This is a genomic window from Phenylobacterium sp. J426 (genome assembly GCF_024699945.1).
Taxonomy (GTDB): domain Bacteria; phylum Pseudomonadota; class Alphaproteobacteria; order Caulobacterales; family Caulobacteraceae; genus Phenylobacterium.
Window position 1 is genome coordinate 2558047 of the sequence record NZ_JAJOMY010000001.1, and the last position, 20235, is coordinate 2578281.

Sequence of the window (20235 nt, forward strand, 5' to 3'; positions counted from 1 at the left end):
CAAGCCAAAGGCTGAACCGATGAAGACCGCCGTTCGAACTGCCGCCGCGCTGTCGCTGATGGCGGCGCTCGCCGCCTGCGCCACCCCCGAGGCCCCTGAAGGCGGCGTGCGGATCGACCAGCAGAACAACGTCCGGCCGGCGCTGAACTCGGTGCGGGTGATCGACGGCTCGCTGGCCCGCTACATCGGCCGCGACTACAAGGTCGACAGCGCCCTGGACGTCGAGGGGACCTACGTCACGCAAGGCCCGACAGGCCTGCCGAAGCTGACGGTGCAGATCCGCAACAAGACGAACCACCCAATCCCGCTGGAGGTGCGCGCCTCGTGGTTCGACGCCAGCGGCGCGCCGACCGATGCGGCCGCCTCGTGGACCGGGCTGTTCGCCCAGCCGCAGGCGATGGTCACCTTCGAGACCTCGTCGATCAAGTCGAGCTCGGCGCAGTACTACGTCGAGGTGCGGGGCGCCCAATGAGGACCGCCCTGATCGTCCTGGCGCTCGCCGCTGCGGCCGCGCCCGCCGCCGCCCAGTACCGCCCGGGCCTGCCGGCGGTGAACCCCGCGCCGCCGCGGGCCGACCCCGACGCGCCCAACCACGACGCGGCCGGCGCCTTCTCGGCCTGGAACGCGCGGAACGGGCGGCCGAGCATCCTGGTGTTCTGGAACCGCGAGCTCATCGAGGACGGCGCCAGCCAGTACGATGGCGTGGTCACGACGCGGGCCGACGGCGCGGCCGAGCGGGCCGGCTATGTGGCCCGCGGCTACGGCACGACGGTGGCCGGTTCGGCCGCGGCCGCGACGGTGACCTCCGAGACGCGCGTCTATGCCGAGCGCTCGACTCACAGCCGCTACGGCTTCCGGGACGATATCTTCGCCAAGAAGGTGGAGAGCGCGATGGTGGGGGCGTTCCTCAGCGCCGGCGCCAAGGTGATGGACCGCGAGGCGCTGATCCGGAACCTTTCGGCGGGCAAGTCGAGGGACGAGCGGCTGGACATCCAGCACCTGGAGTCGGTCGCGATGAAGCAGGGCGTGCAGTACCTGGTGGAGGTGCTGCCCGACCCCAGCGCCGCCTCGCCGACGGGCGTGAGCTTCACGGTGAAGGTGACGCATCTGCCGAGCGCGACCGTGCGCGGCCAGTTCGTCACCACGGGCGAGCCCCCGGCCGGGCCTGCCCGCCTCGTGGCCGGACCCTCGGGCTTCGAGCGGCGCGCGGCGGAGAGCCGCACCACGCCCGAGCTGGTGGGGGCGCAGGTGGCCTACGAGACGATGGGACGCCTGCGGTAATCGCGCGCCCTTGCGGCCGGCCGGGCCTCGGCTAGGTAGGGCCGATGCAGGACGCTTACGCCAAGACGGTGACCACGGGCTGGCTCGTGGCTGTGATGCTCGAGGTCGACGGCGAGCGGGGCCCGATGCGCCACTACTACGCCGTCGGCCACGCCGACCAGGGACGCGCGGAGTGGACCGCAGTGGACCGGGCGGTGATGAGCGGCAAGGTGGCGACGAGCCCGATCGGCGGCCTGGAGCCGGTGCAGGCGCTGAAGGCTCTGAGCGCCTGGCGCATGAAGGTCCTGGGCCTGGCGCTGGGCGAGGTGCGCGAACTTGGGCCCAATCACCCGAGGCGCTGGCTGGCCTAGGCCGGCGGCGCCGGCTACCAGCCGCGGCCCATGACCCTGACGCGCAGGACCGGCCCCGAGCCGGCCGTGGCCGCGGCCTCGTCGACCGGTGCGACGCCCCGCTCGCGCAGCCAGGCGGAGACGGCGCCGATCCGCTGGGTCAGCAACTGGGTCTCGACGCCCGGCCGGCGGTAGTGCGGTTCGACGACGCCGACCAGCACGACCGCGCCGTCAGGATGGCACGCCCGCCAGGACACGACGCGGGTCAGCGCCCCCTCGACCTCGTCGGTCAGGGCGAATGCGGCGTACGGGAAGGGCGCGTCGACCGTCCCGATCCCCTCGAAGGCGGTGCAAGGCGGTGGCGGCGGGCGCGGGGCGCGGGCCTCGAGAACCGCGGGGCTCGGCGTCGGCCGGACCGTGCGGACACAGCCGCCGCCCACCCCCGCAAGCGCCACCGCAAGCGCCGCCGCGCCGACGGCGTGGCGGCTCAGGGCGCGTTCCCCTGGCCGAGCTGCCGCAAGGCCTTGCGGAGGGCGACGAGGGTGACGGGGCGGGGTTTGGTCACGCCCTGCTCGAAGTGATGCACGGTGCGGTCGGTGACCCCCGCCCGCAGGGCGAAGCGCTCGACCGTCAGGCCGAGCGCTTCACGCGCCGCACGGAGCTCGGCTCCGGTCATCGCTCGCCGAGGCCGATGAGCACGGTGTGGGCGTTGCGGTTGCGCGCCCAGGCCTCCTCGCCCGAGCCCGAATCGATCGGCCGCTCCTTGCCGTACGAGACGGTGTCGATGCGGCCGGCGGGGATCCCGAAGCCGATCAGCGCCTGACGGGCGGCCGCGGCGCGGCGGGCCCAGGGCGAGGTTGTATTCCCGCGTGCCGCGTTCGTCGGCGTTGCCGGCGATGCGGACCCGGGCGTCGGTGCGGGTGCGCAGCCATTCGGCCTGGCGGCGCAGGGTGTCGCGCGCCTCAGCGTCGATCAGGTCGCTGTCGAACGCGAAGTACACGCGGTCGCCGGCGGTGGCGGCGAGTTCGGCCTGCAGGCTGGCGTAGGCCGGCGGCTGCCCCTCGGGCGCCGTCGACGGCGGGGCCTCGCTGTAGGCCGGCGGCGGCTCGGCGGCAGGCGCCGGGCCGGGCTTGGGCTTGCTGGCGCAGCCGGCCAGGAGGGCGCCGATGGCGGCGGCGAGCAGGAGGTTTTGTGCGGCCTTCATGAGGCAGGATCTTCCTTGAGGGTCTGAGCGTGTTGATGCGACGCGGCCGGGCGGAATTCAGGCGTCCACCGGCCGCTGAGGGCGAAGCGGACGAGCCGCACCCAGATGAAGAGGGTGAACAGGGCCAGGACCACGCCGAAGCCCCAGAGCAGAACGTTCGAATCCATGGGCCTTTTTCCTGTTGAAGGCCCCGGTCGCGGCCGCTGTGGGGAAGCAGACCAGCGATACGCGCAGGACGACCGGAGCCTTCGAGACGTTGATGGCCCGCTCCCGCGACACGTCACAGCATAAGGAAGTTATAATGATCGAACGCCGGTCGGCAGGCGTCATAAGGGGCTCATAATTGACCGGCTCGCAGCGATGATGAAGTTCCGTCCCATGTGGTGGGACTCCTCCGAACATCGGGACGCGCCGCCGCTGCGGAACGCGGTGCGGCACGTCGCACGCTACCTGGCAGTGCTTCCGATCATCGGCGGGGCGACCGGGCTCGCCGAGCTGTTCTACCGCATCACCGGAAGCGACCGGCTCTCGGCCATCTTTCTGGCGGGCGTGCTGCTGTCGGCGTTCCTGCTGGGGTCTGGTCCAGCCTACGTGTCGGCGGCGCTGGCCTTCCTGGTCTATCTGTTCCTGGTCAATCCGCGGTTCCAGTTCAGCTTCGGCGGAGCCGAGGACTTCAACGTCATGATGATGTTCCTGGCGGTGTCGGTCCTGATCGGCCTGCTGACGGGACGGATGCGTGACGAAGCGGCGCGGGCCCGGGCGCGCCAGCGGGTGAACGGGGCGCTGCTCGACGCCACGCGGGACTTCTCGGCGACGTCGGACGAGACCGCGATCCGGCAGCGGCTGGCGGCGCACATCGCGCGGGCGGCCCGCGGCGAGGCCGAGATCCGCGACAACGGCGGGGCCTATCGGGCGAGGGCCGAGGACGCCGGGCACCAGGCGTCGGGACCCTGGCGGGTGCAGGGGCTGCGCACGGGCGACGCCGACTTCGGGGAGGCCGCGTGGCGGCCGCGGGGCGGCTATCCGCTGTCGGAGGAAGAGCAGACGCTGATCGGCATCCTGGCCGACACCGGCGCGGCGGCGATCTCGCGGGCGCGGCTGGCGGCGGGCAAGGCCGAGGCCGAGGCGCGGGCCCGGACCGAAGACCTGCGCAACGCGCTGCTGTCGTCGATCTCGCACGACCTGCGCACTCCGCTGGCGGCGATCCTGGCGTCGGCCACCAGCCTGCGGGAGTTCGGCGGGCGCTTCGACCCTGCGGTCCGGGCGGATCTCGCCGACACCATCCGCGAGGAGGCGGAGCGGCTGGACGCGACGGTGGCCAACCTGCTGAGCATGAGCCGGCTCGAGGCGGGCCAGCTCACCGTAGCGACATCGGCCTTCAACGTGCCGGAGGTGGTCGAGCGGGCGGTCGGACGGCGAAACCGCACCGAGCAGCGGCCGTTCGAGGTGCGGATAGACCCGGCGACGCCGGAGGCGGAGGGCGACGCCGTGCTGTTCGAGCAGGCGCTGGGCAATGTGGTCGAGAACGCCATGCGGTATTCGCCCGCGGGCGCGCCGATCACGGTGACGGTCGCAGGGGCCGGAGGTGAGGTGATGGTCGAGGTGACGGACGCCGGGCCGGGCGTGGCCCCCGAGGACGCCGAGCGGATCTTCGAGAAGTTCTATCGGGCGCCGGCCACCGGCAGCCTGCCGGGCACGGGCCTGGGCCTGGCGATCAGTCGGGGCCTGCTGGCCGGCATGGGCGGGCGCATCGCCGTGCGAAACCGCACCGACGGCGCCCGCGGCCTGGTCGCGACGCTTTGCCTCAAGGCCGCGGCATGAGCGGCCTGCGCCTGCTGATCGTGGACGACGAGCCGCAGATCGTCCGGGCCCTGACCCCGGCGCTGCAGGCGGCGGGCTATGCGGTGGAGAGCAGCGCCTCGGGGGCCGAAGCGCTGAGCGCGCTGGCCGCCGACCCCTGCGAGGCGATCATCCTCGATCTCGGCCTGCCGGACATGGACGGCAAGGAGGTGATCGGCCGGGTGCGGGAATGGTCGGACGCCCCGATCATCGTGCTGTCGGCCCGCGACCTGGAGACCGAGAAGATCGCCGCCCTGGACGCCGGCGCGGACGACTATGTGAACAAGCCCGTCGGCGTGGGCGAGCTCCTGGCGCGGCTGCGGGCCGCCCAGCGCGGGCGCGATCGCCGCTTCACCTCGCAGGCGCGCGTGCGGGCCGGCGACCTGGAGATCGACTTCCCGCTGCGGCGGGTGAGCATCCAGGGCGAGGAGGTGCACCTGACGCCGCGCGAATACGACCTGCTGCGCGTGCTCGCGAGGCACGCCGGCCGCGTCGTGACCCACCGGCAGCTGATCGCCGCGGTCTGGGGCGCGGGGGCCCAGGTCGACGCCCAGTTCGTCCGGGTGCTGGTGGGCCAGCTGCGTCAGAAGGTGGAGGCCGAGCCCGCTTCGCCCCGCCTGGTGATGACCGAACCCGGACTGGGCTACCGGCTGGTGGCCGAGAACGAGGCCGAGGGCGGCGGGCGGCAATTATAAGGTTCTTATGATTGCCCGCTTGGGCGGGAGCGGGGATGCGGGCGTCATGAGCTATTCCCGGATGCTGGGCGGACCGTTGCCGGTGTTCACCGCCCGCACGCACGCCAACCCGAAGTTCGCCTTCAGCACGGTGGGCGGCCGCTTCGTGCTGCTGCTCTTCCTGCCGCGCGATCGCGCCGCGGCGCACGCGATCGTCGAGCACCTGCTGGTCAACGAAAAGCTGTTCAGCACCTCGAGCTGCATCGCCATCGCGCTGACCCAGGATCCGGAGCTGTTCGCCTCCCTGCCCGAGCGCAACGCCCTGCTCTGGATGCTGGACGAGACCGGCGACGTCTTCCGGAGCTATGGCGCGATCACGGCCGGACGGCGCGGAGAGCCCGTTCTGGGTGAGCGGCGATCCGACGATGCGCAGCTTCTCGACCGGCGACTTCGCCAACCTCGCCCGCCTGACTGCGATGATCAGCCAGCTTCCCGCGCCGGCCGCTCACGCGGGAGTCGAGGTGCATGCGCCGGTGCTGATCACGCCGCGGGTGCTGGAGCCGCGCCTCTGCCGCGAGCTGATCGCCTATTACGAGCAGACCGGCGGGACGCCTTCCGGGGTGATGCGCCTGCGGGACGGCAAGACGACCGGCGTCATGGACGACAGCTTCAAGCGCCGGCGCGACGCCCTGATCAGCGACGAGTCGCTGCTGCGGGAGATCCGGGTGCGGCTGAGCCAGCGGCTGCTGCCGGAGATCGAGCGCGCCTTCATGTTCCCGGTGACGCGCGTCGAGCGCTACATCGTGGCGGCCTACGATGCGGAGGAGGGCGGCCACTTCCGGGCCCACCGCGACAACGAGTCGCCGGGCACCGCGCATCGGCGGTTCGCGTGCTCGATCAACCTCAACGCCGAGGAATTCGAGGGCGGCGAGCTGCGGTTTCCCGAATATGGGACCCGCCGCTATCGGCCGCCGACCGGCGGGGCGGTGGTGTTCTCGTGCTCGCTCCTGCACGAGGTGACGCCGGTGACCCGCGGGCGGCGCTATGCGGTGCTGCCCTTCTTCTACGACGAGGCGGCGGCGCGGATCCGCGAGCAAAACGCCCATCTGGTGGCGAAGGAGACGATCGTCGCCGAGCCCAGCCAGGGCTAGCGGGGCGCGGGGGCTTGGCTGCACGCCCGAGCCGGGGAGGCGGGAGCTATCTCAGCCGACCGAGCTTGGCCGTCAGTTCGCCGGTCCGGCGGACACCCACCTTGGCCAGCAGGCTGCGCACCTGGCTGCGCACGGTCTCGACGGATGCGCCGCGGCCGATGGCGATCGCCTCGCGGGTTTCCCCCTCAACCAGGCGAACGGCGACATCGGCCTCGGATGGCGTGAGCCGGAAAGCCAGGCGCAGGAGCTCGGGGAAGCGCCCCCTGGACCCCTCGGCGCCGCGGACGACCGCCACTGCCCGGGGCTGGAAGCCAAAGGCGAAGGGCCGCCGCGGCAGGGGCACGAGGTCCACCACTTCGATCTCGCCGGGATCGCGGGGATCGCGCAGCACCAGGGTCTGGAACGGATCGCCCGTCCCGGGTTCAGGGGCGGAGACGGCGCGGCGCACCCCCGCCTCGAGGGCGCGAGAGTCCTCGTCCCGGGCGGCGGCCAGACGCTGGCCCCGCAGCCTGAGGAGCCCGCGCGAGAGGGCGATCTCGGCGGCGGGGGTGTGGGCGCAGACCCGGCCGGCGCCGTCACAGACGAAGGCGGCCGCGCCGATCGCTTCCAGCGTGCCGCCGATGAGCGCGGCGCCCTGGCCTTCGAGCGCCAGCTGAGCCCGGACGGCGGCCCGGACCTGTGGCGCGAGCGCCTCGAACGCCTGGCGGTCCGCCGCCTCCGGCCGGCCCTGGCGTTCGGTGCGCAGGACGGCTAGGCCGATCAGCATGCCGTCGTTGCGCAGCAGCGTCGCCTGACTGCCGTAGGGGATATCCCAGCGGCGGCAGATGTCGGCGTAGGCGAAGTTGCGGCGCAGTTCGTCCTCGGTCGAACAGGCCGCGTCGTGCCAGCCGGCCAGCAGCGGGTCCCGGATGCCGCGAGCCACGCGTGGATTGACATCTGGATGGCCGCCGCCGATCGCCGTGAGCTCGGCGTTGATCGGCTCCATGTCGATGCGGCTCATCCAGTTGAAGGGCAGGGCGCGGTCCGCCCCGACGCCGATGAGCTCGCCCCGTTCCGCGCCACAGGCGTCGCCGAGCGCCTCCAGGGCCTGAAGCCAGTCGCCGCCGAGGGCGGCGTCGCCGAACGCATCGACGACGGAGACCCAATGATCATCGTTGCGGATCAAGCCGGGGCGCCCCGCCCCTTGGCCGCCGCCGCCGCCGCGTGGGCAAGCAACGCGCCGTACAACTTCCACCCGAATACGCGGGTGAAACGCAACCAATACATGTACTTACGCCCCCGAACCCCGGCGCACCGTGTTCGATGACTACGGAGACGTCAATGTTCGTATCCCCCTTTTGAGGGACGATGGCGTAGATCTACGGGTCTAAACTGTAGGCGATGAGAGTTTCAGCGGCCCGGCAGAAGATCGCGCAACTGCGCCTGGCGTCGGACGCCGGTCTTCGCGAAGATCGATTTCAGGTGCGAGCGGACGGTGCTCTCGGCGACGCCGAGCTCGTCGGCGCAGGTCGCCACCGACCCGCCGTCCACCAGATGCAGCAGGATCCGGGTCTCCTGCGGCGAGAGGCTGTGGACGTCGCGCAGGTGCTGTTCCCGGGCTCCGGCGGACCGCTCAAGGGCCACCCCCAGCGCGCGGGCCACTTGCCGGGCCATCGGATTTCCGGAGTCGTAGGCGGCCTTCAGACGGTCGTGGATGCTGGGATAGAGCTTGGCGTAGGCGGCGGCCCGTTTCACCAAACGCTGGTCGAACGCGTCGTCGTCGCTCATGCTGGGGCTCTGAGTAGGGGTCGGGGCCAGTAATGAGCGTTGCGTATGGAGTTGACCAGACGGTTACCGGCCGTCTGGACATCGAGACCATGGACAGTCCGCTCGGGCTGTCCCTCTCATCGGTGGGCCGCAAGCTGGTCAACCGAACGATGCAGTGGCTGGTCACGCGATCGATGCGCCAGGCGGTGCAGGCCGACCTGCAGGGGCGCGAGGCCCTGCTGGCCTATGTGGAGCGCCAGCGGCGGCTGCATGAGCGGACCGACGCCCCCCTCCTTGGCCCGATCCTGCCGATGATGGAGGCCGAGGCGATCCGGGTGGCCGGGCCGGGGGTCCTGTCGTCGCCGCCCGCGCCCTCGGAGTGGTTCGCGCCCAAGAGCACCAAGCCGCGCGGCCATGTCTTCTATGTGCATGGCGGCTCGTTCGTGGCGGAGCGGAGCCCCAGGATCACCCAGCTGGTGGCGCGGTTCGCCGCCACGGCGGAGGCGCAGGTGTTCGCCCCCAGCTATCGGCTGGCGCCGGAACATCCCTGCCCGGCGGCCGTGGAGGACATCGTCGCCGCCTGGGCCTGGTTCCGGAGGACCTATCCGGACGAGCCGGTGGTGGCGCTGGCCGAGTCGGCGGGGGCGGCGGTTCTCCTCTCGGCCCTGCAGCAGGCGAACGCCCGTGGCCTCGGCCTGCCGTCGGGGGTCGTGCTGCTCTCGCCCTGGGTGGATCTGTCGCTGCAGAGCTGGAGCGTCACAGCGGCGTCCCTGATGGGGACCACGCCCTACACCATGGAGAGCCTGGCCCTGGTGGCGCGGTTCTATCTGGACGGGCTCTCGGCGACCGACCCGATCGCATCGCCGCTGTTCGGGTCGTTCGATGGCTTTCCGCCCATGCTCATCCACGCGAGCAAGGGCGACATCCTCTACGACGACGCCGTCCGACTGGCTGAGAAGGTGCGCGACGCCGGCGGCGACCTGACCGTGCGGCTGTGGACCGACGAGACCCACGTCTGGGAGCGGATGAATACCCCCAAGGCCAAGCAGTCGATCCTGCTCGCGGCGGACTTCATCCGGCGGCGACTGGACCACGCCGCGCTGAACTGATTTCCATCGCCGGCTCCACCGTCCGCCGCGACAAACAGCGCTCGGCGAACTGACGCACCTCCCCCAAATGGGGGAAGCGGTAGCTTGTAACATCTCAGTAACTTCCGCCCCAACGGGGGATTTCGTCCGACATACCGGCGTTATCCAGAGATTCGCGCGCGGAGGCTGACACTTCGCGCGCGCTGCAATCTGTAGTGGTGGGGCGCATGGCTGACTTCAACGGTACGTCGGACAACGATTACTTCCAGGGCGGCGGTGAAAACGACTCCATCATCGGGCTCGCCGGCAACGACGCCCTCTACGGCGGCCGCCGGCAACGACACGCTCGTCGGCGGCGACGACGATGACCAGCTACGCGGCGAGGATGGCGACGACAGCCTGAGCGGGGGCGACGGCGACGACTTCCTGAACGGCGGCCCGGGCAACGACACCATCGACGGGGGCGCCGGCGGCGACCGTGTGACCTACTACGCCGCGGATCCGGCGACGGGGGTTTCCGTCGACCTCGTCGCGGGAACCGCGACAGGCTACGGCACGGACGTGCTGATCGGCATCGAACACGTTTCGGGTTCGCTGGGCTCAGACACCATCATCGGCAATGACGCCGGCAACTTCATCCTGACCAACGGCGGCAACGACAGCGTTTCCACGGGCGGTGGCGATGACCTGATCGCCGTCACCGACGCCGGGAGCCATCTGACGGTCGATGGCGGGCGCCGGGAACGACACCCTCGGTTTCGCCGGCACGACGCTGCCGGTCGGCCAGGGCGCGAACATCTCGCTGCTGGTGTCCGGCGCGCAGAACATCGGCTTCAGCACGCCCACGACGGTCACCCTGACCAGCATCGAAAATCTGTCGGGCACGCTGAGCAACGACACTCTGATCGGCGATGGCGGGAACAACGTGCTCGCCGGCACGGGCGGCGCGGACTCGCTGGTGGGCGGCGACGGCGACGACGTGCTGCTGGGCGACGGCGAGATCCTGACCAACGGCACGAACGGCAATGGCGCGATCGTGACGGTGAACATCGTCACGCCCAGCGCCTTCGTCGTTCACGGCAACGACACCCTGTTGGGCGGCAACGGCGCCGACACGATCATCGCGGGCGGCGGCGCGGACGTCATCAATGGCGGCGCGGGGGACGATTCGATCGACGGCGGGGCGGGTCTCGACCGCGTCTCGTTCTTCGGCGGTGCGGCCGTCAACGTGAACCTCGCGACCGGCGTCGCCACGGGCCAAGGGACGGACACCCTGGTCGGCATCGAGCACGTCACCGGCACCAACGGGGACGACACCCTGGTCGGCGACGACAGCGACAACTGGCTGTGGGGCACGGGCGGCTCGGACAGCATGTCCGGCGGCAACGGCGCCGACCTGTTCTTCGTGGGCTTCGGCAACCACACCGTCGACGGCGGCGCGGGCCAGGACACCCTGCAGTTCTACTCGGACACGCTGGTCAACAGCCCGGCGACGGTCGACCTGCGGATCACCACGGCCCAGACCACGGGCCAGGGCAGCTACACCCTCACGAGCGTCGAGAACGTGGTCGGGACTAGCTGGGGCGACGACACGCTGATCGGCGACGGGTTGAACAACGTGCTCGCGGGCTGGGGCGGCTCAGACAGCCTGGACGGCGGCGACGGCGACGACCGGCTGCTGGGCGACGGCGGGTTCGACATCACCCAGGCCGGCGCCATCGTCGAGGTCGCCCAACTCGGCATCGTGTCGAACCCGCCCTTCACCGTCACGTACAACGACACCCTGATCGGCGGGAACGGCGCGGACACCCTGGTCGGCGGCGCCGGCAATGACAGCCTGGTCGGCGGCGCGGGCAATGACCTGGCCATCTTCAGCGGCGCGCGCAGCGACTACACCATCACGGTGGCGCCGGACGGCGTGATCACCGTCGTCGACAACCGGACGAACTCGCCGGACGGCACGGACACGCTGGTGGGCGTGGAGTCCCTGCAGTTCTCGAACGAGACGATCGCGGCGCCGACCTACTCGCCAGGGGCGGGGACTGCGGGCGCGGATACCCTGATCGGCACGAGCGGCGCCGACACGCTGGAAGGGCTGATGGGCGACGACAGCCTGTCGGGCCTGGACGGCGCCGACAACCTGCAAGGCGGCGGGGGCAACGACACACTCTCGGGCGGCGCCGACAACGACACCCTGACCGGCGGCGCCGGCAATGACCTCATCGACGGCGGCGATGGCGTCGACATGGTGCTGTTCCCCGGTTCGGCGGGCTTCACCGTGGACCTGTCCAACACCGGCGCGCAGGCCATCAACGCCGATCACGGCACGGATACGATCACCAACGTCGAGAACGTCGGCGGCAGCTTCGGCAACGACACGATCCTCGGCAACGCCGGGGCCAATGTGCTGACCGGCGAAGGCGGCAACGACAGCCTTGTCGGCCGCGACGGCGACGACGTCCTGATCGGCGGCAACGGCGCGGACACGCTTTCGGGCGGCAACGGCGCCGACACCATCATGGGCGGCAACGGCGCCGACTACATCGGCGGCGGCGCGGGCGACGATTCCATCGACGGCGGCGCCGGGTTCGACCGGGTGACGTTCTACGGCGGGGCCGCCGTGAGCGTAAACCTTGCCACCGGCGCGGCCACCGGACAGGGGACCGACGCCCTGGTCAGCATCGAGCATGTCACCGGCACCGACGGGAACGACACGCTGGTCGGCGACGACGGCGACAACTGGCTGTGGGGCACGGGCGGCTCGGACAGCATGTCCGGCGGCGACGGGGACGACCTGTTCTCGGTCGGCTTCGGCAACCACACCCTGAACGGCGGGGCCGGACAGGATACGCTGCAGTTCTATTCTGAAACGCTGGTCAACAGCCCGGTCACGGTCGATCTGCGGATCACCACGGCCCAGACGACGGGCCAGGGCGACCTGACGCTGAGCGGCATCGAGAACGTCGCCGGCACCAGCTGGGGCAACGACACCCTCATCGGCGACGGCCTGAACAATGTGCTGGCCGGCTGGGGCGGCTCGGACAGCCTGGACGGCGGCGACGGCGATGACCGGCTGCTGGGCGATGGCGGCGTGTTCGTCGACGCCAACGGCGAGATCACGGGCGCCGAGCAGCTGGCCATCCTCTCGGGCGCGAACTTCACCGTCACCTACAACGACACCCTGATCGGCGGGAACGGCGCGGACACCCTGGTCGGCGGCGCGGGCAATGACAGCCTGGTCGGCGGCGCGGGCGCCGACCTCGCCATCTTCAGCGGCGCGCGCAGCGACTACACCGTCACGGTGGCGCCGGACGGCGTGATCACCGTCGTCGACAACCGGACGAACTCGCCGGACGGCACGGACACGCTGGTGGGCGTGGAGTCCCTGCAGTTCTCGAACGAGACGATCGCGGCGCCGACCTATGCGCCGGCGAGCGGCACGTCGGGGCCGGACACCCTGATCGGCACGAGCAGCGACGACACGCTGCAGGGGCTGGGCGGAGACGACAGCCTGTCGGGCCTCGACGGGGCCGACAACCTGCAGGGCGGCGGCGGCAACGACACCCTTTCCGGCGGCGCCGGCAACGACACCCTGACCGGGGGGCGCGGGCAACGACGTGATCGACGGCGGCGACGGCATCGACATGGTGCTGTTCTCCGGCTCGGCCGGCTTCCAGGTCGATCTGTCGAACACCGGGCCGCAGGTCATCAACGCCGACCACGGCACGGATACGATCACCAACGTCGAGAACGTCGGCGGCAGCTTCGGGAACGACACGATCACCGGCAACGCCGGCGCCAACCTGCTCACCGGCGAGGCCGGGAACGACAGCCTGTCGGGCGGCGGCGGCGACGACACCCTGATCGGCGGCCCGGGGATCGACACGCTCAACGGCGGCGACGGCATCGACACCGCGGTGTACGCGGCCGAGACCACCTCGGTGCAGGTGAACCTGTCGGCCGGTACGCTTCAACGCTGGAACGGGACCGGCTGGTCCGGGACCGAGGGGACGCTGACCGGCATCGAGAATGTCGTCGGCGGCAACTGGCATGACATCCTCTGGGGCGACGGCGCCAACAACCTGCTGATCGGCGGCGCGGGCTTCGACGGCCTGCGGGGGCAGGGCGGCGACGACACGCTGCGCGGCGACGACGGCAACGACTTCCTCGTGGGCGGCGCGGGCAACGACGTTCTGGACGGCGGCGCGGGGATCGACCGGGCGGCCTACAGCTCCGGCGCCACGCACGGCGTCCAGGTGGACCTCAGAATCCAGGGCGTGGCGCAGAACACCGGCGCCGTCAGCGGCTGGGACACCCTGATCAGCATCGAGCATGTGTCGGGCACGCGGTTCAACGACACCCTGATCGGCGACAGCGGCGACAACTGGATCTGGGGCGGTTCGGACGGCTCGGGCGTGGTCGGCGACGACAGCCTATCCGGCGGCGACGGCAACGACCTGATCGTGGTGGGCGCGGGCGCCCACACCCTGGACGGCGGCGCGGGGAGCAGCGACACCCTGTCGTTCCTCGCGGCCACGGCGGGGGTCACGCAGCCCGACATCACCGCCGGAGTGAACGTCTCGCTGGCGGCCCAGGGAACGACCCCGCAGGTCACCGGCCAGGGCTCCATGGTGATCCAGGGCTTCGAGAACCTCTCGGGCGCGCAGCTCAACGACACCCTGACCGGCGACAACAACGCCAACCTGCTCGCAGGCTATGCCGGCTCGGACTCCCTCGTCGGAGGCGGTGGCGACGACGTCCTGCTGGGTGACGGCAAGGTCGACGTCGACAGCGAGGGCTTCGGCACCGCCGGCCCGATCGTGGTGACGGCGGACGTCGGGGCCGGCGGCGCGGACACCCTGATCGGCGGCGACGGCGCGGACACCCTGGTGGGCGGCGCGGGCAACGACAGCCTGGTGGGCGGCGCGGGCGCCGATGTGGCGATCTTCAGCGGCGCCCAGGGCGACTACACCATCACGGTCGCGCCGGACGGCGTGGTGACCATCGTGGACAACCGGACGAACTCACCGGACGGCACGGACACGCTCGCGGGCGTGGAGACGCTGCAGTTCTCCGACGGCTCGATTCCGGCTCCGGTCTATACGCCCGGCAGCGGCACGTCGGGCAACGACAGCCTGCTGGGCGGAACGGGCGCGGACTCGATCGCCGGCGGCGCCGGCAACGACACCATCGAGGGCGGCAACGGGGCGGACACGCTGTCGGGCGAGGACGGCGCCGACGTGCTGCGCGGGCAGGACGGCAACGACAGCCTCTCGGGCGGCGACGGTGCGGACCTGCTGGTCGGCGGCGCGGGCGACGACGCCTTGGACGGCGGCGCGGGCAACGACCGGGCCAGCTTCGGCCTGTCGGCGGCGGGCGTGAACGCCAGCCTGGCGACCGGCACGGCGACCGGCGAGGGTTCGGACACCCTGACGAGCATCGAGCACCTGACCGGCTCGAACCACAACGACACCCTGACGGGCGACGACGGCGACAACTGGCTGTGGGGCCTGGGCGGCTCGGACAGCCTGTCCGGCGGCAATGGCAATGACCTGGTCTCGGTCGGCCAGGGCGCCCACACGGTCTCGGGCGGCAATGGTGTCGACACGCTCTCGTTCTACTCGGAAACCCTGACCGGGCCGGTGACGGCGTCGCTGGCCAGCCAGGGCGCGCCGCAGAACACGACCCAGGGCAGCATGACCCTGACCGGGTTCGAGAACCTGACCGGCACGATGTACGGCAACGACACGCTGACCGGCGACACCGGCGCCAATGTGCTGGCCGGCTGGGGCGGGTCGGACAGCCTGTCGGGCGGCGACGGCGACGACCAACTGCTGGGCGACGGCGCCACCTATGGCGATGTCGCCGGCGGCATCAGCACCGCCGACAACTTCGGCGCGGTGTCGGGCGCGTCCTTCACGGTCACCTACAACGACACTCTGAACGGCGGGAACGGCGCGGACACCCTGGTCGGCGGCCTGGGCAACGACGTCATCGACGGCGGAGCCGGGACCGACAGAGCGGTGTTCTCGGGCAACCAGGCCGACTACCTGATCACCGTGGCGGCCAACGGCACGGTGACGGTGGTCGACAACCGGAGCGGCTCGCCGGACGGCACGGACACGCTGACGAACGTCGAGCAGCTGCAGTTCGCCGACGGGACGATCGCGACGCCCCTCTACAACGCCAGCATCAACGGCGGCGCCGGCAACGACAGCCTCGTGGGCGGCGAAGGCGCCGATACCCTGAACGGCCTCGGCGGGAACGACACGCTGAACGGCGGCAACGGCGCCGACAGCCTCATCGGCGGCGACGGCGACGATCAGTTCAGCGGCTGGAACGGCGACGACACCATGCTCGGTGGCAACGGCGCCGACTTCTTCTTCGCCGGAACGGGGAACGATTACATCGACGGGGGCGCCGGCTTCGACCGGGTGGCCTTCGACGGCGGCCCGCCGGTCAACGTGGACCTGGCCATCACCTCGGCCCAGGCCACCGGCCACGGCACGAAGACAATCGTCAACGTCGAGGCGGTGTCCGGGACGAGCGGCAACGACACGCTGGCCGGCGACAGCCAGAACAACTGGCTGTGGGGTCACAACGGCGGGTCCGACAATCTTTCGGGCCGTGACGGCGACGATACGCTGATGGTCTCGGCCGGCGACCACACGCTCGCCGGCGGCAATGGCACGGACACCATTGTCCTGGGTTACAGCGCCATCAACGCGGCGGGCGTCAGCCTCGACCTTCGCCAGACTTCGGCTCAGGCGACCGGTCAGGGAACCTGGATCGTCTCGGGCGTCGAGAACGTCTCGGGCACGATCCATGGCGACACCCTCATCGGCAACGATGAGGCGAACACGCTGGCCGGCATGAAGGGCTCTGACAGCCTCGTCGGCGGGGCCGGAGCCGATCGCCTCTGGGGCGACGGGGAGATCGGTCCGCAGGGCGGCGCGATCTCGAGCAGCCTCACGCCGTTCCCGGGATCGCCCTCGGGCGTCGAGGGCGACGACACGCTGGTCGGCGGAGCCGGCAACGACACCATCGACGGCGGCGGCGGCATCGACACCGCGGTCTTCGCAGGCCTGCGCTCGGCGTACACGATCGTGATCGCGGCGAACGGCGTGATCACCGTCAGCGGGCCGGACGGCGTCGACACCCTGACCAACGTCGAGTGGCTCCAGTTCGACGACGGCGTGGTCTCGGCGGACGGCGGCGAGAACCTGGTCGGCACGTCCGGCGCCGACAGCTGGCAGGGCGGCAATGGCGCCGACACCTATGCGGGTCTCGCCGGCGCCGACACCCTGATCGGTGGCGGCGGATCGGACAGCCTCTCCGGCGGCGACGATCGCGACACGCTCCGCGGGGAAGCGGGGAACGACACCCTGTCCGGCGGCAACGGCGCCGACCTCCTCGTCGGCGGCCCAGGATCCGACAGCCTCGACGGCGGCGCGGGCAACGACCGGGTCTCCTACAACGACGCCACCAACGGCGTGAACGTCAGCCTGGCGATCACCGGACCGCAAACCACGCTGTGGGGCACGGACACGCTGGTCTCGATCGAGCACCTGACCGGCTCCAACTTCAACGACACGCTGATCGGCAACGACGGCGACAACTGGCTGTGGGGCACGGGCGGCACGGACAGCCTGTCCGGCGGTAACGGCGACGACCTGCTGACCGTGGGCTTCGGCGGCCACACGGTCTCCGGCGGCAACGGCGTCGACACCCTACTGTTCTATTCCGTGACCCTGCTGGCCAACGGCGCGAGCGTGAACCTCACGCAGACCTCGGCCCAGAACACCGGCCAGGGCGTGATGACCATCACAGGCGTCGAGAACGTCGTCGGCACGATGATCGGCGGCGACACCCTGACGGGCGACAGCGGCGCCAACGTTCTGGCGGGCTGGGGCGGCGCGGACAGCCTGTCAGGCGGCGACGGCAATGACCTGCTGCTGGGCGACGGCGTGATCTTCCCGGACGGCGACGGAGTCATCACCCGCTACGACATCGACACCGACCCGGCCATCGTCCAGGGCAACGACACCCTGTCCGGCGGCAACGGCGCCGACACCCTGCTGGGCGGCGGGGGCAACGATCAGCTAAGCGGCGGGGCCGGCAACGACAGCCTCGACGGCGGCGCCGGGATCGACGTGGCGCTCTATGTGGACGCCGCCGGCGGCGTGAACGTGAACCTGACGGCGGGCACGGCCACCGGCGGCGCCGGTTCCGACACGCTGGTCAGCATCGAGAACGTGAACGGCTCGGCCTTCGCGGACACCCTGACCGGATCGGCCACCGCCAACAGCCTGTTCGGCGGCGCGGGCGCCGACAGCATCTCCGGCCTCGACGGGGACGACGTCCTCTCCGGCCAGGCTGGGGCGGACACCCTCTTGGGCGGCGACGGCGCCGACACCCTGGTCGGCGGGACGGAGAACGACCTGCTGATCGGAGGGGCAGGCAATGACAGCCTCGACGGCGGCGGGGGGATCGACACGGCCTCCTACGCCGACGCGGCGGGCGCGGTGACCGTCAATCTGCAGACCGGCGCGGCCACCGGAGCCGGCACGGACAGCCTGACGGGCATCGAGAACGTCATCGGCTCGGCGTACAACGACACGCTGACCGGCGACGGCGGGAACAACGTCCTCGAGGGCGGAGCCGGCGACGACAGCCTCGTCGGCGGCGCGGGCAACGACCTGGCTTCCTACGCCGGCGCCAGCGGCGCCGTGACGATCGACCTGTCGTTGACCACCCAGACCGCCGGCGGCGGGACGGGCGTCGACACCTGGGTCAGCATCGAAGGCGTGGTCGGCTCGGCCTACAACGACACGGTGACCACCGGCACGACGGCGTCGACCATCCAGGGCGGCGCCGGGGCCGACGAGATCCGCCTTTCGACCGCGACGCCGACCGGCGCCACAACGGTGATCGGCTTCCAGGCCGGCACGGGCGGCGACATCCTGAACCTCGTCCAGTGGCTGACGAACAACACCACCTGGGACGGCGTGGAGAACCCCTTCACAGCGGGCTACCTGCGCCTCGTGCAGGAAGGCAACGCCACCCTCGTGCAGGTGGACGCCGACAGCGGCGAGGACGACTACGTCACGCTGGTGCGCCTGGAGAACAGCAGCCTGGGCCTCACCGCGGCCAACTTCACCGGCGGGTTCCTGCCGGCGGCGGAGATCAACGGCAGCGCCGGCCAGGAGACGTTCCTGTGGTCGCCGGAAAACTGGACGCCGGGCGATCCGGTCGTGACGGTGAACGGCGGCGGCGGCAACGACCAGCTGACCATCGAAGCTCCGCCTCTGGCCACGCCGAGCTCGACACCGAAGATCACGGTGTCCGGCAACAACCTGCTGCTGGACCTCGACGGCGACGGAACGCCCGACCTGACGGTGACGAACGTGGCCGAGCTGGTGATCAGCGTCATCCGTCTGATCCTGGAGGGCAACTTCAGCACCACGGGCCTGGCGCCGAACACCATCCACTACGACGGCACGGTGGACGACAACCTGCTGGACGCCACCGCGATGACGTCGAACGAGTCCATCGACGCCAAGGGCTTCGCAGGCGAGGACACCCTGATCGGGGCGGGCGGCAACGACCGGCTCGACGGTGGGCTCGGCGACGACAGCCTGAGCGGCGGCAGCGACAATGACACGCTGATCGGCGGCGCGGGCAACGACACCCTCGACGGCGGAGCCGGCACGCTGGACGTGGCGATCTTCACCGGCAACCGCTCGGACTACACGATCACGGCGCTTGGCGGCGGCGTGATCCAGATCAGCGGTCCGGACGGGATCGACAACCTGCGCAACATCGAGCGCCTGCAGTTCGCCGACCAGACGACGGACGGCAACGGCGCCGCCCTCGGCGGCGGGGGTGACGGCGGCGGCGGCGGCGGTGGCGGCTTCGCCATCCCGACCTCGGGGGCCGACAACCTGTTCCTCAGCGCCGGGCCGGATTCGGTGCAGGCCGGGGCGGGCAACGACACGGTCTCGGCGGGTGCGGGCGACGATTTCGTCCACGGCAACACCGGCGACGACGTCCTCAACGGCGGCGACGGTAACGACACCCTCCACGGCGGCCAGGACAACGACGTGGTCAATGGCGACGCCGGGAACGACATCCTGTTCGGCGACAAGGGCGACGACCTCGGTGTTCGGGGGGATCGGCAACGACGTCATCTATGGCGGCGAAGGCCGGAACTTCCTTCGCGGCGGCGACGATGACGACGTGATCTGGGGCGGCGACGACTTCGACGACGCCCACGGCAACATCGGCAACGACACCGTGCATGGCGGCGGCGGCGGCGACTGGGTGGTCGGCGGGCAGGGGCAGGACCTGCTGTTCGGCGACGACGGCCACGACGTGGTGCTGGGCAACCTGGGCGAGGACACCGTCTATGGCGGCGCCGGCAACGACTGGGTCCGCGGGGGTCAGGGCGACGACCTCGTCTACGGCGGCGACGGGGACGACTGGCTGGCGGGGGATCGCGGCAGCGACACCCTCTACGGCGGCGTCGGCGCGGACATCTTCCACAGCTGGGGCGACGCGGGCATCGACCGCGTCATGGACTTCAACTTCGCCGAAGGCGACCGGGTGAACCTCCTGGCCGGCACGACGTACAGCGTCGCGCAGGTCGGCGCAGACACGGTCATCACCATGACCGGCGGCGCGCAGATGACCCTGGTGGGCGTGCAACTCACCAGCCTCAGCGACGGCTGGATCACGGTGGGGTAAGGGCCTGTGGCCGGACCTTCGGGTCCGGCCGCTTCGCCACGCTAGAGCGCGCCGAGCAGGACGGCCACGAGGCCCAGCGCCGACGCGGTGAGGGCGAGGACTTCCGGCACCCGCGACCAGCGGATCTCGTAACGCGCGCGCATGCAGGCTTCACCTCGGTGGTCCTCGTCACCCGGG

16 protein-coding genes and 3 pseudogenes are annotated in these 20235 nt (G+C 71.1%); 12 read left to right on the plus strand and 7 right to left on the minus strand.

The genetic code is table 11. From position 1 onward, the window contains the following. Nucleotides 1–19 precede the first annotated feature (19 nt). The 3 genes from LRS10_RS13415 to LRS10_RS13425 are packed head-to-tail and all read left to right on the plus strand — an operon-like array spanning nt 20 to nt 1631. The gene (locus tag LRS10_RS13415; protein WP_257837708.1) at nt 20–472 is read left to right on the plus strand and encodes a hypothetical protein; all 453 of its coding nucleotides are present in this window, start codon (nt 20–22) and stop codon (nt 470–472) included. Continuing rightward, complete coding sequence (locus LRS10_RS13420) at nt 469–1281, plus strand: hypothetical protein (RefSeq protein WP_257837709.1); 813 nt, start codon at nt 469–471, stop codon at nt 1279–1281. The genes LRS10_RS13415 and LRS10_RS13420 overlap by 4 nt, the downstream gene beginning before the upstream one ends. Nucleotides 1282–1325: 44 nt before the next feature. Beyond that, on the plus strand, nt 1326–1631 hold the full coding sequence (locus tag LRS10_RS13425; protein WP_257837710.1) for a hypothetical protein: 306 nt from the start codon (nt 1326–1328) through the stop codon (nt 1629–1631). A 14-nt stretch (nt 1632–1645) separates the two neighbouring features. On the opposite strand, the gene LRS10_RS13430 is transcribed toward LRS10_RS13425, so the two are convergent. The 4 genes and pseudogenes from LRS10_RS13430 to LRS10_RS13445 all read right to left on the minus strand — a co-directional run bounded on the left by LRS10_RS13430 (nt 1646) and on the right by LRS10_RS13445 (nt 2981). Continuing rightward, nucleotides 1646–2065, minus strand: a complete 420-nt coding sequence (locus LRS10_RS13430) for a hypothetical protein (protein ID WP_257837711.1) — start codon at nt 2063–2065, stop codon at nt 1646–1648. A 32-nt stretch (nt 2066–2097) separates the two neighbouring features. Continuing rightward, nucleotides 2098–2286 carry a DNA-binding transcriptional regulator gene (locus LRS10_RS13435; protein WP_257837712.1) on the minus strand — a complete coding sequence of 63 codons (189 nt, stop codon included), beginning with the start codon at nt 2284–2286 and terminating at the stop codon, nt 2098–2100. Continuing rightward, nucleotides 2283–2814, minus strand: a pseudogene (gene pal / locus LRS10_RS25170) (peptidoglycan-associated lipoprotein Pal). The gene LRS10_RS13435 and the pseudogene pal overlap by 4 nt, the downstream one beginning before the upstream one ends. Continuing rightward, nucleotides 2811–2981, minus strand: coding sequence for a hypothetical protein (locus LRS10_RS13445; RefSeq protein WP_257837713.1), 171 nt, complete (start codon nt 2979–2981; stop codon nt 2811–2813). Before LRS10_RS13445 ends, pal begins: the two are co-directional and overlap by 4 nt. A gap of 196 nt (nt 2982–3177) precedes the next feature. On the opposite strand from LRS10_RS13445, the gene LRS10_RS13450 reads away from it, so the two are divergent. Further along, the gene (locus LRS10_RS13450) at nt 3178–4635 is read left to right on the plus strand and encodes an ATP-binding protein (RefSeq protein WP_257837714.1); all 1458 of its coding nucleotides are present in this window, start codon (nt 3178–3180) and stop codon (nt 4633–4635) included. Further along, complete coding sequence (locus tag LRS10_RS13455; RefSeq protein ID WP_257837715.1) at nt 4632–5348, plus strand: response regulator; 717 nt, start codon at nt 4632–4634, stop codon at nt 5346–5348. Before LRS10_RS13450 ends, LRS10_RS13455 begins: the two co-directional genes overlap by 4 nt. 51 nt (nt 5349–5399) lie before the next feature. Here the strand turns inward: LRS10_RS13455 and LRS10_RS13460 are convergent, their stop codons facing one another. Continuing rightward, a complete protein-coding gene (locus tag LRS10_RS13460; RefSeq protein WP_257837716.1) occupies nt 5400–5597 on the minus strand; it encodes a hypothetical protein in 198 nt (65 codons plus the stop codon). A gap of 137 nt (nt 5598–5734) precedes the next feature. Here LRS10_RS13460 and LRS10_RS13465 point away from each other — a divergent pair, with 137 nt between their 5' ends. Then, nucleotides 5735–6478 carry a 2OG-Fe(II) oxygenase gene (locus LRS10_RS13465; protein WP_257837717.1) on the plus strand — a complete coding sequence of 248 codons (744 nt, stop codon included), beginning with the start codon at nt 5735–5737 and terminating at the stop codon, nt 6476–6478. A gap of 46 nt (nt 6479–6524) precedes the next feature. On the opposite strand, the gene LRS10_RS13470 is transcribed toward LRS10_RS13465, so the two are convergent. Both LRS10_RS13470 and LRS10_RS13475 read right to left on the minus strand, forming a co-directional pair. Further along, nucleotides 6525–7643, minus strand: coding sequence for a helix-turn-helix transcriptional regulator (locus tag LRS10_RS13470; protein ID WP_257837718.1), 1119 nt, complete (start codon nt 7641–7643; stop codon nt 6525–6527). 224 nt (nt 7644–7867) lie between these two features. Then, nucleotides 7868–8245, minus strand: coding sequence for a helix-turn-helix transcriptional regulator (locus LRS10_RS13475; RefSeq protein WP_257837719.1), 378 nt, complete (start codon nt 8243–8245; stop codon nt 7868–7870). A 32-nt stretch (nt 8246–8277) separates the two neighbouring features. Here LRS10_RS13475 and LRS10_RS13480 point away from each other — a divergent pair, with 32 nt between their 5' ends. From LRS10_RS13480 to LRS10_RS13500, 6 genes and pseudogenes are all read left to right on the plus strand, one after another. Continuing rightward, nucleotides 8278–9333 (plus strand): alpha/beta hydrolase, encoded by a 1056-nt coding sequence (locus LRS10_RS13480; protein ID WP_257837720.1) that lies wholly within the window; start codon nt 8278–8280, stop codon nt 9331–9333. Between the two features lie 206 nt (nt 9334–9539). After that, nucleotides 9540–9680 (plus strand): hypothetical protein, encoded by a 141-nt coding sequence (locus tag LRS10_RS13485; RefSeq protein WP_257837721.1) that lies wholly within the window; start codon nt 9540–9542, stop codon nt 9678–9680. 7 nt (nt 9681–9687) lie between these two features. Beyond that, a pseudogene (locus LRS10_RS25175) lies at nt 9688–9993 on the plus strand (calcium-binding protein); the annotation flags it as partial. Nucleotides 9994–10039: 46 nt separating this feature from the next. Then, nucleotides 10040–12910 (plus strand): annotated as a pseudogene (locus tag LRS10_RS13490) (beta strand repeat-containing protein); the annotation flags it as partial. Between the two features lie 19 nt (nt 12911–12929). Beyond that, on the plus strand, nt 12930–19547 hold the full coding sequence (locus LRS10_RS13495) for a hypothetical protein (protein ID WP_257837722.1): 6618 nt from the start codon (nt 12930–12932) through the stop codon (nt 19545–19547). Then, nucleotides 19474–20058, plus strand: a complete 585-nt coding sequence (locus LRS10_RS13500; protein WP_257837723.1) for a calcium-binding protein — start codon at nt 19474–19476, stop codon at nt 20056–20058. The genes LRS10_RS13495 and LRS10_RS13500 overlap by 74 nt, the downstream gene beginning before the upstream one ends. Nucleotides 20059–20235 lie beyond the last annotated feature (177 nt).

Bases quoted from the DNA above. Each gene is read 5' to 3' on its own strand.
- LRS10_RS13485 (WP_257837721.1), top strand. From the start codon at position 9,540: ATGGCTGACTTCAACGGTACGTCGGACAACGATTACTTCCAGGGCGGC.
- LRS10_RS13480 (WP_257837720.1), top strand. From the start codon at position 8,278: ATGAGCGTTGCGTATGGAGTTGACCAGACGGTTACCGGCCGTCTGGAC.
- LRS10_RS13435 (WP_257837712.1), bottom strand. From the start codon at position 2,286: ATGACCGGAGCCGAGCTCCGTGCGGCGCGTGAAGCGCTCGGCCTGACG.
- LRS10_RS13415 (WP_257837708.1), top strand. From the start codon at position 20: ATGAAGACCGCCGTTCGAACTGCCGCCGCGCTGTCGCTGATGGCGGCG.
- LRS10_RS13475 (WP_257837719.1), bottom strand. From the start codon at position 8,245: ATGAGCGACGACGACGCGTTCGACCAGCGTTTGGTGAAACGGGCCGCC.
- LRS10_RS13455 (WP_257837715.1), top strand. From the start codon at position 4,632: ATGAGCGGCCTGCGCCTGCTGATCGTGGACGACGAGCCGCAGATCGTC.
- LRS10_RS13450 (WP_257837714.1), top strand. From the start codon at position 3,178: ATGAAGTTCCGTCCCATGTGGTGGGACTCCTCCGAACATCGGGACGCG.
- LRS10_RS13460 (WP_257837716.1), bottom strand. From the start codon at position 5,597: ATGGCGATGCAGCTCGAGGTGCTGAACAGCTTTTCGTTGACCAGCAGG.
- LRS10_RS13420 (WP_257837709.1), top strand. From the start codon at position 469: ATGAGGACCGCCCTGATCGTCCTGGCGCTCGCCGCTGCGGCCGCGCCC.
- LRS10_RS13445 (WP_257837713.1), bottom strand. From the start codon at position 2,981: ATGGATTCGAACGTTCTGCTCTGGGGCTTCGGCGTGGTCCTGGCCCTG.
- LRS10_RS13425 (WP_257837710.1), top strand. From the start codon at position 1,326: ATGCAGGACGCTTACGCCAAGACGGTGACCACGGGCTGGCTCGTGGCT.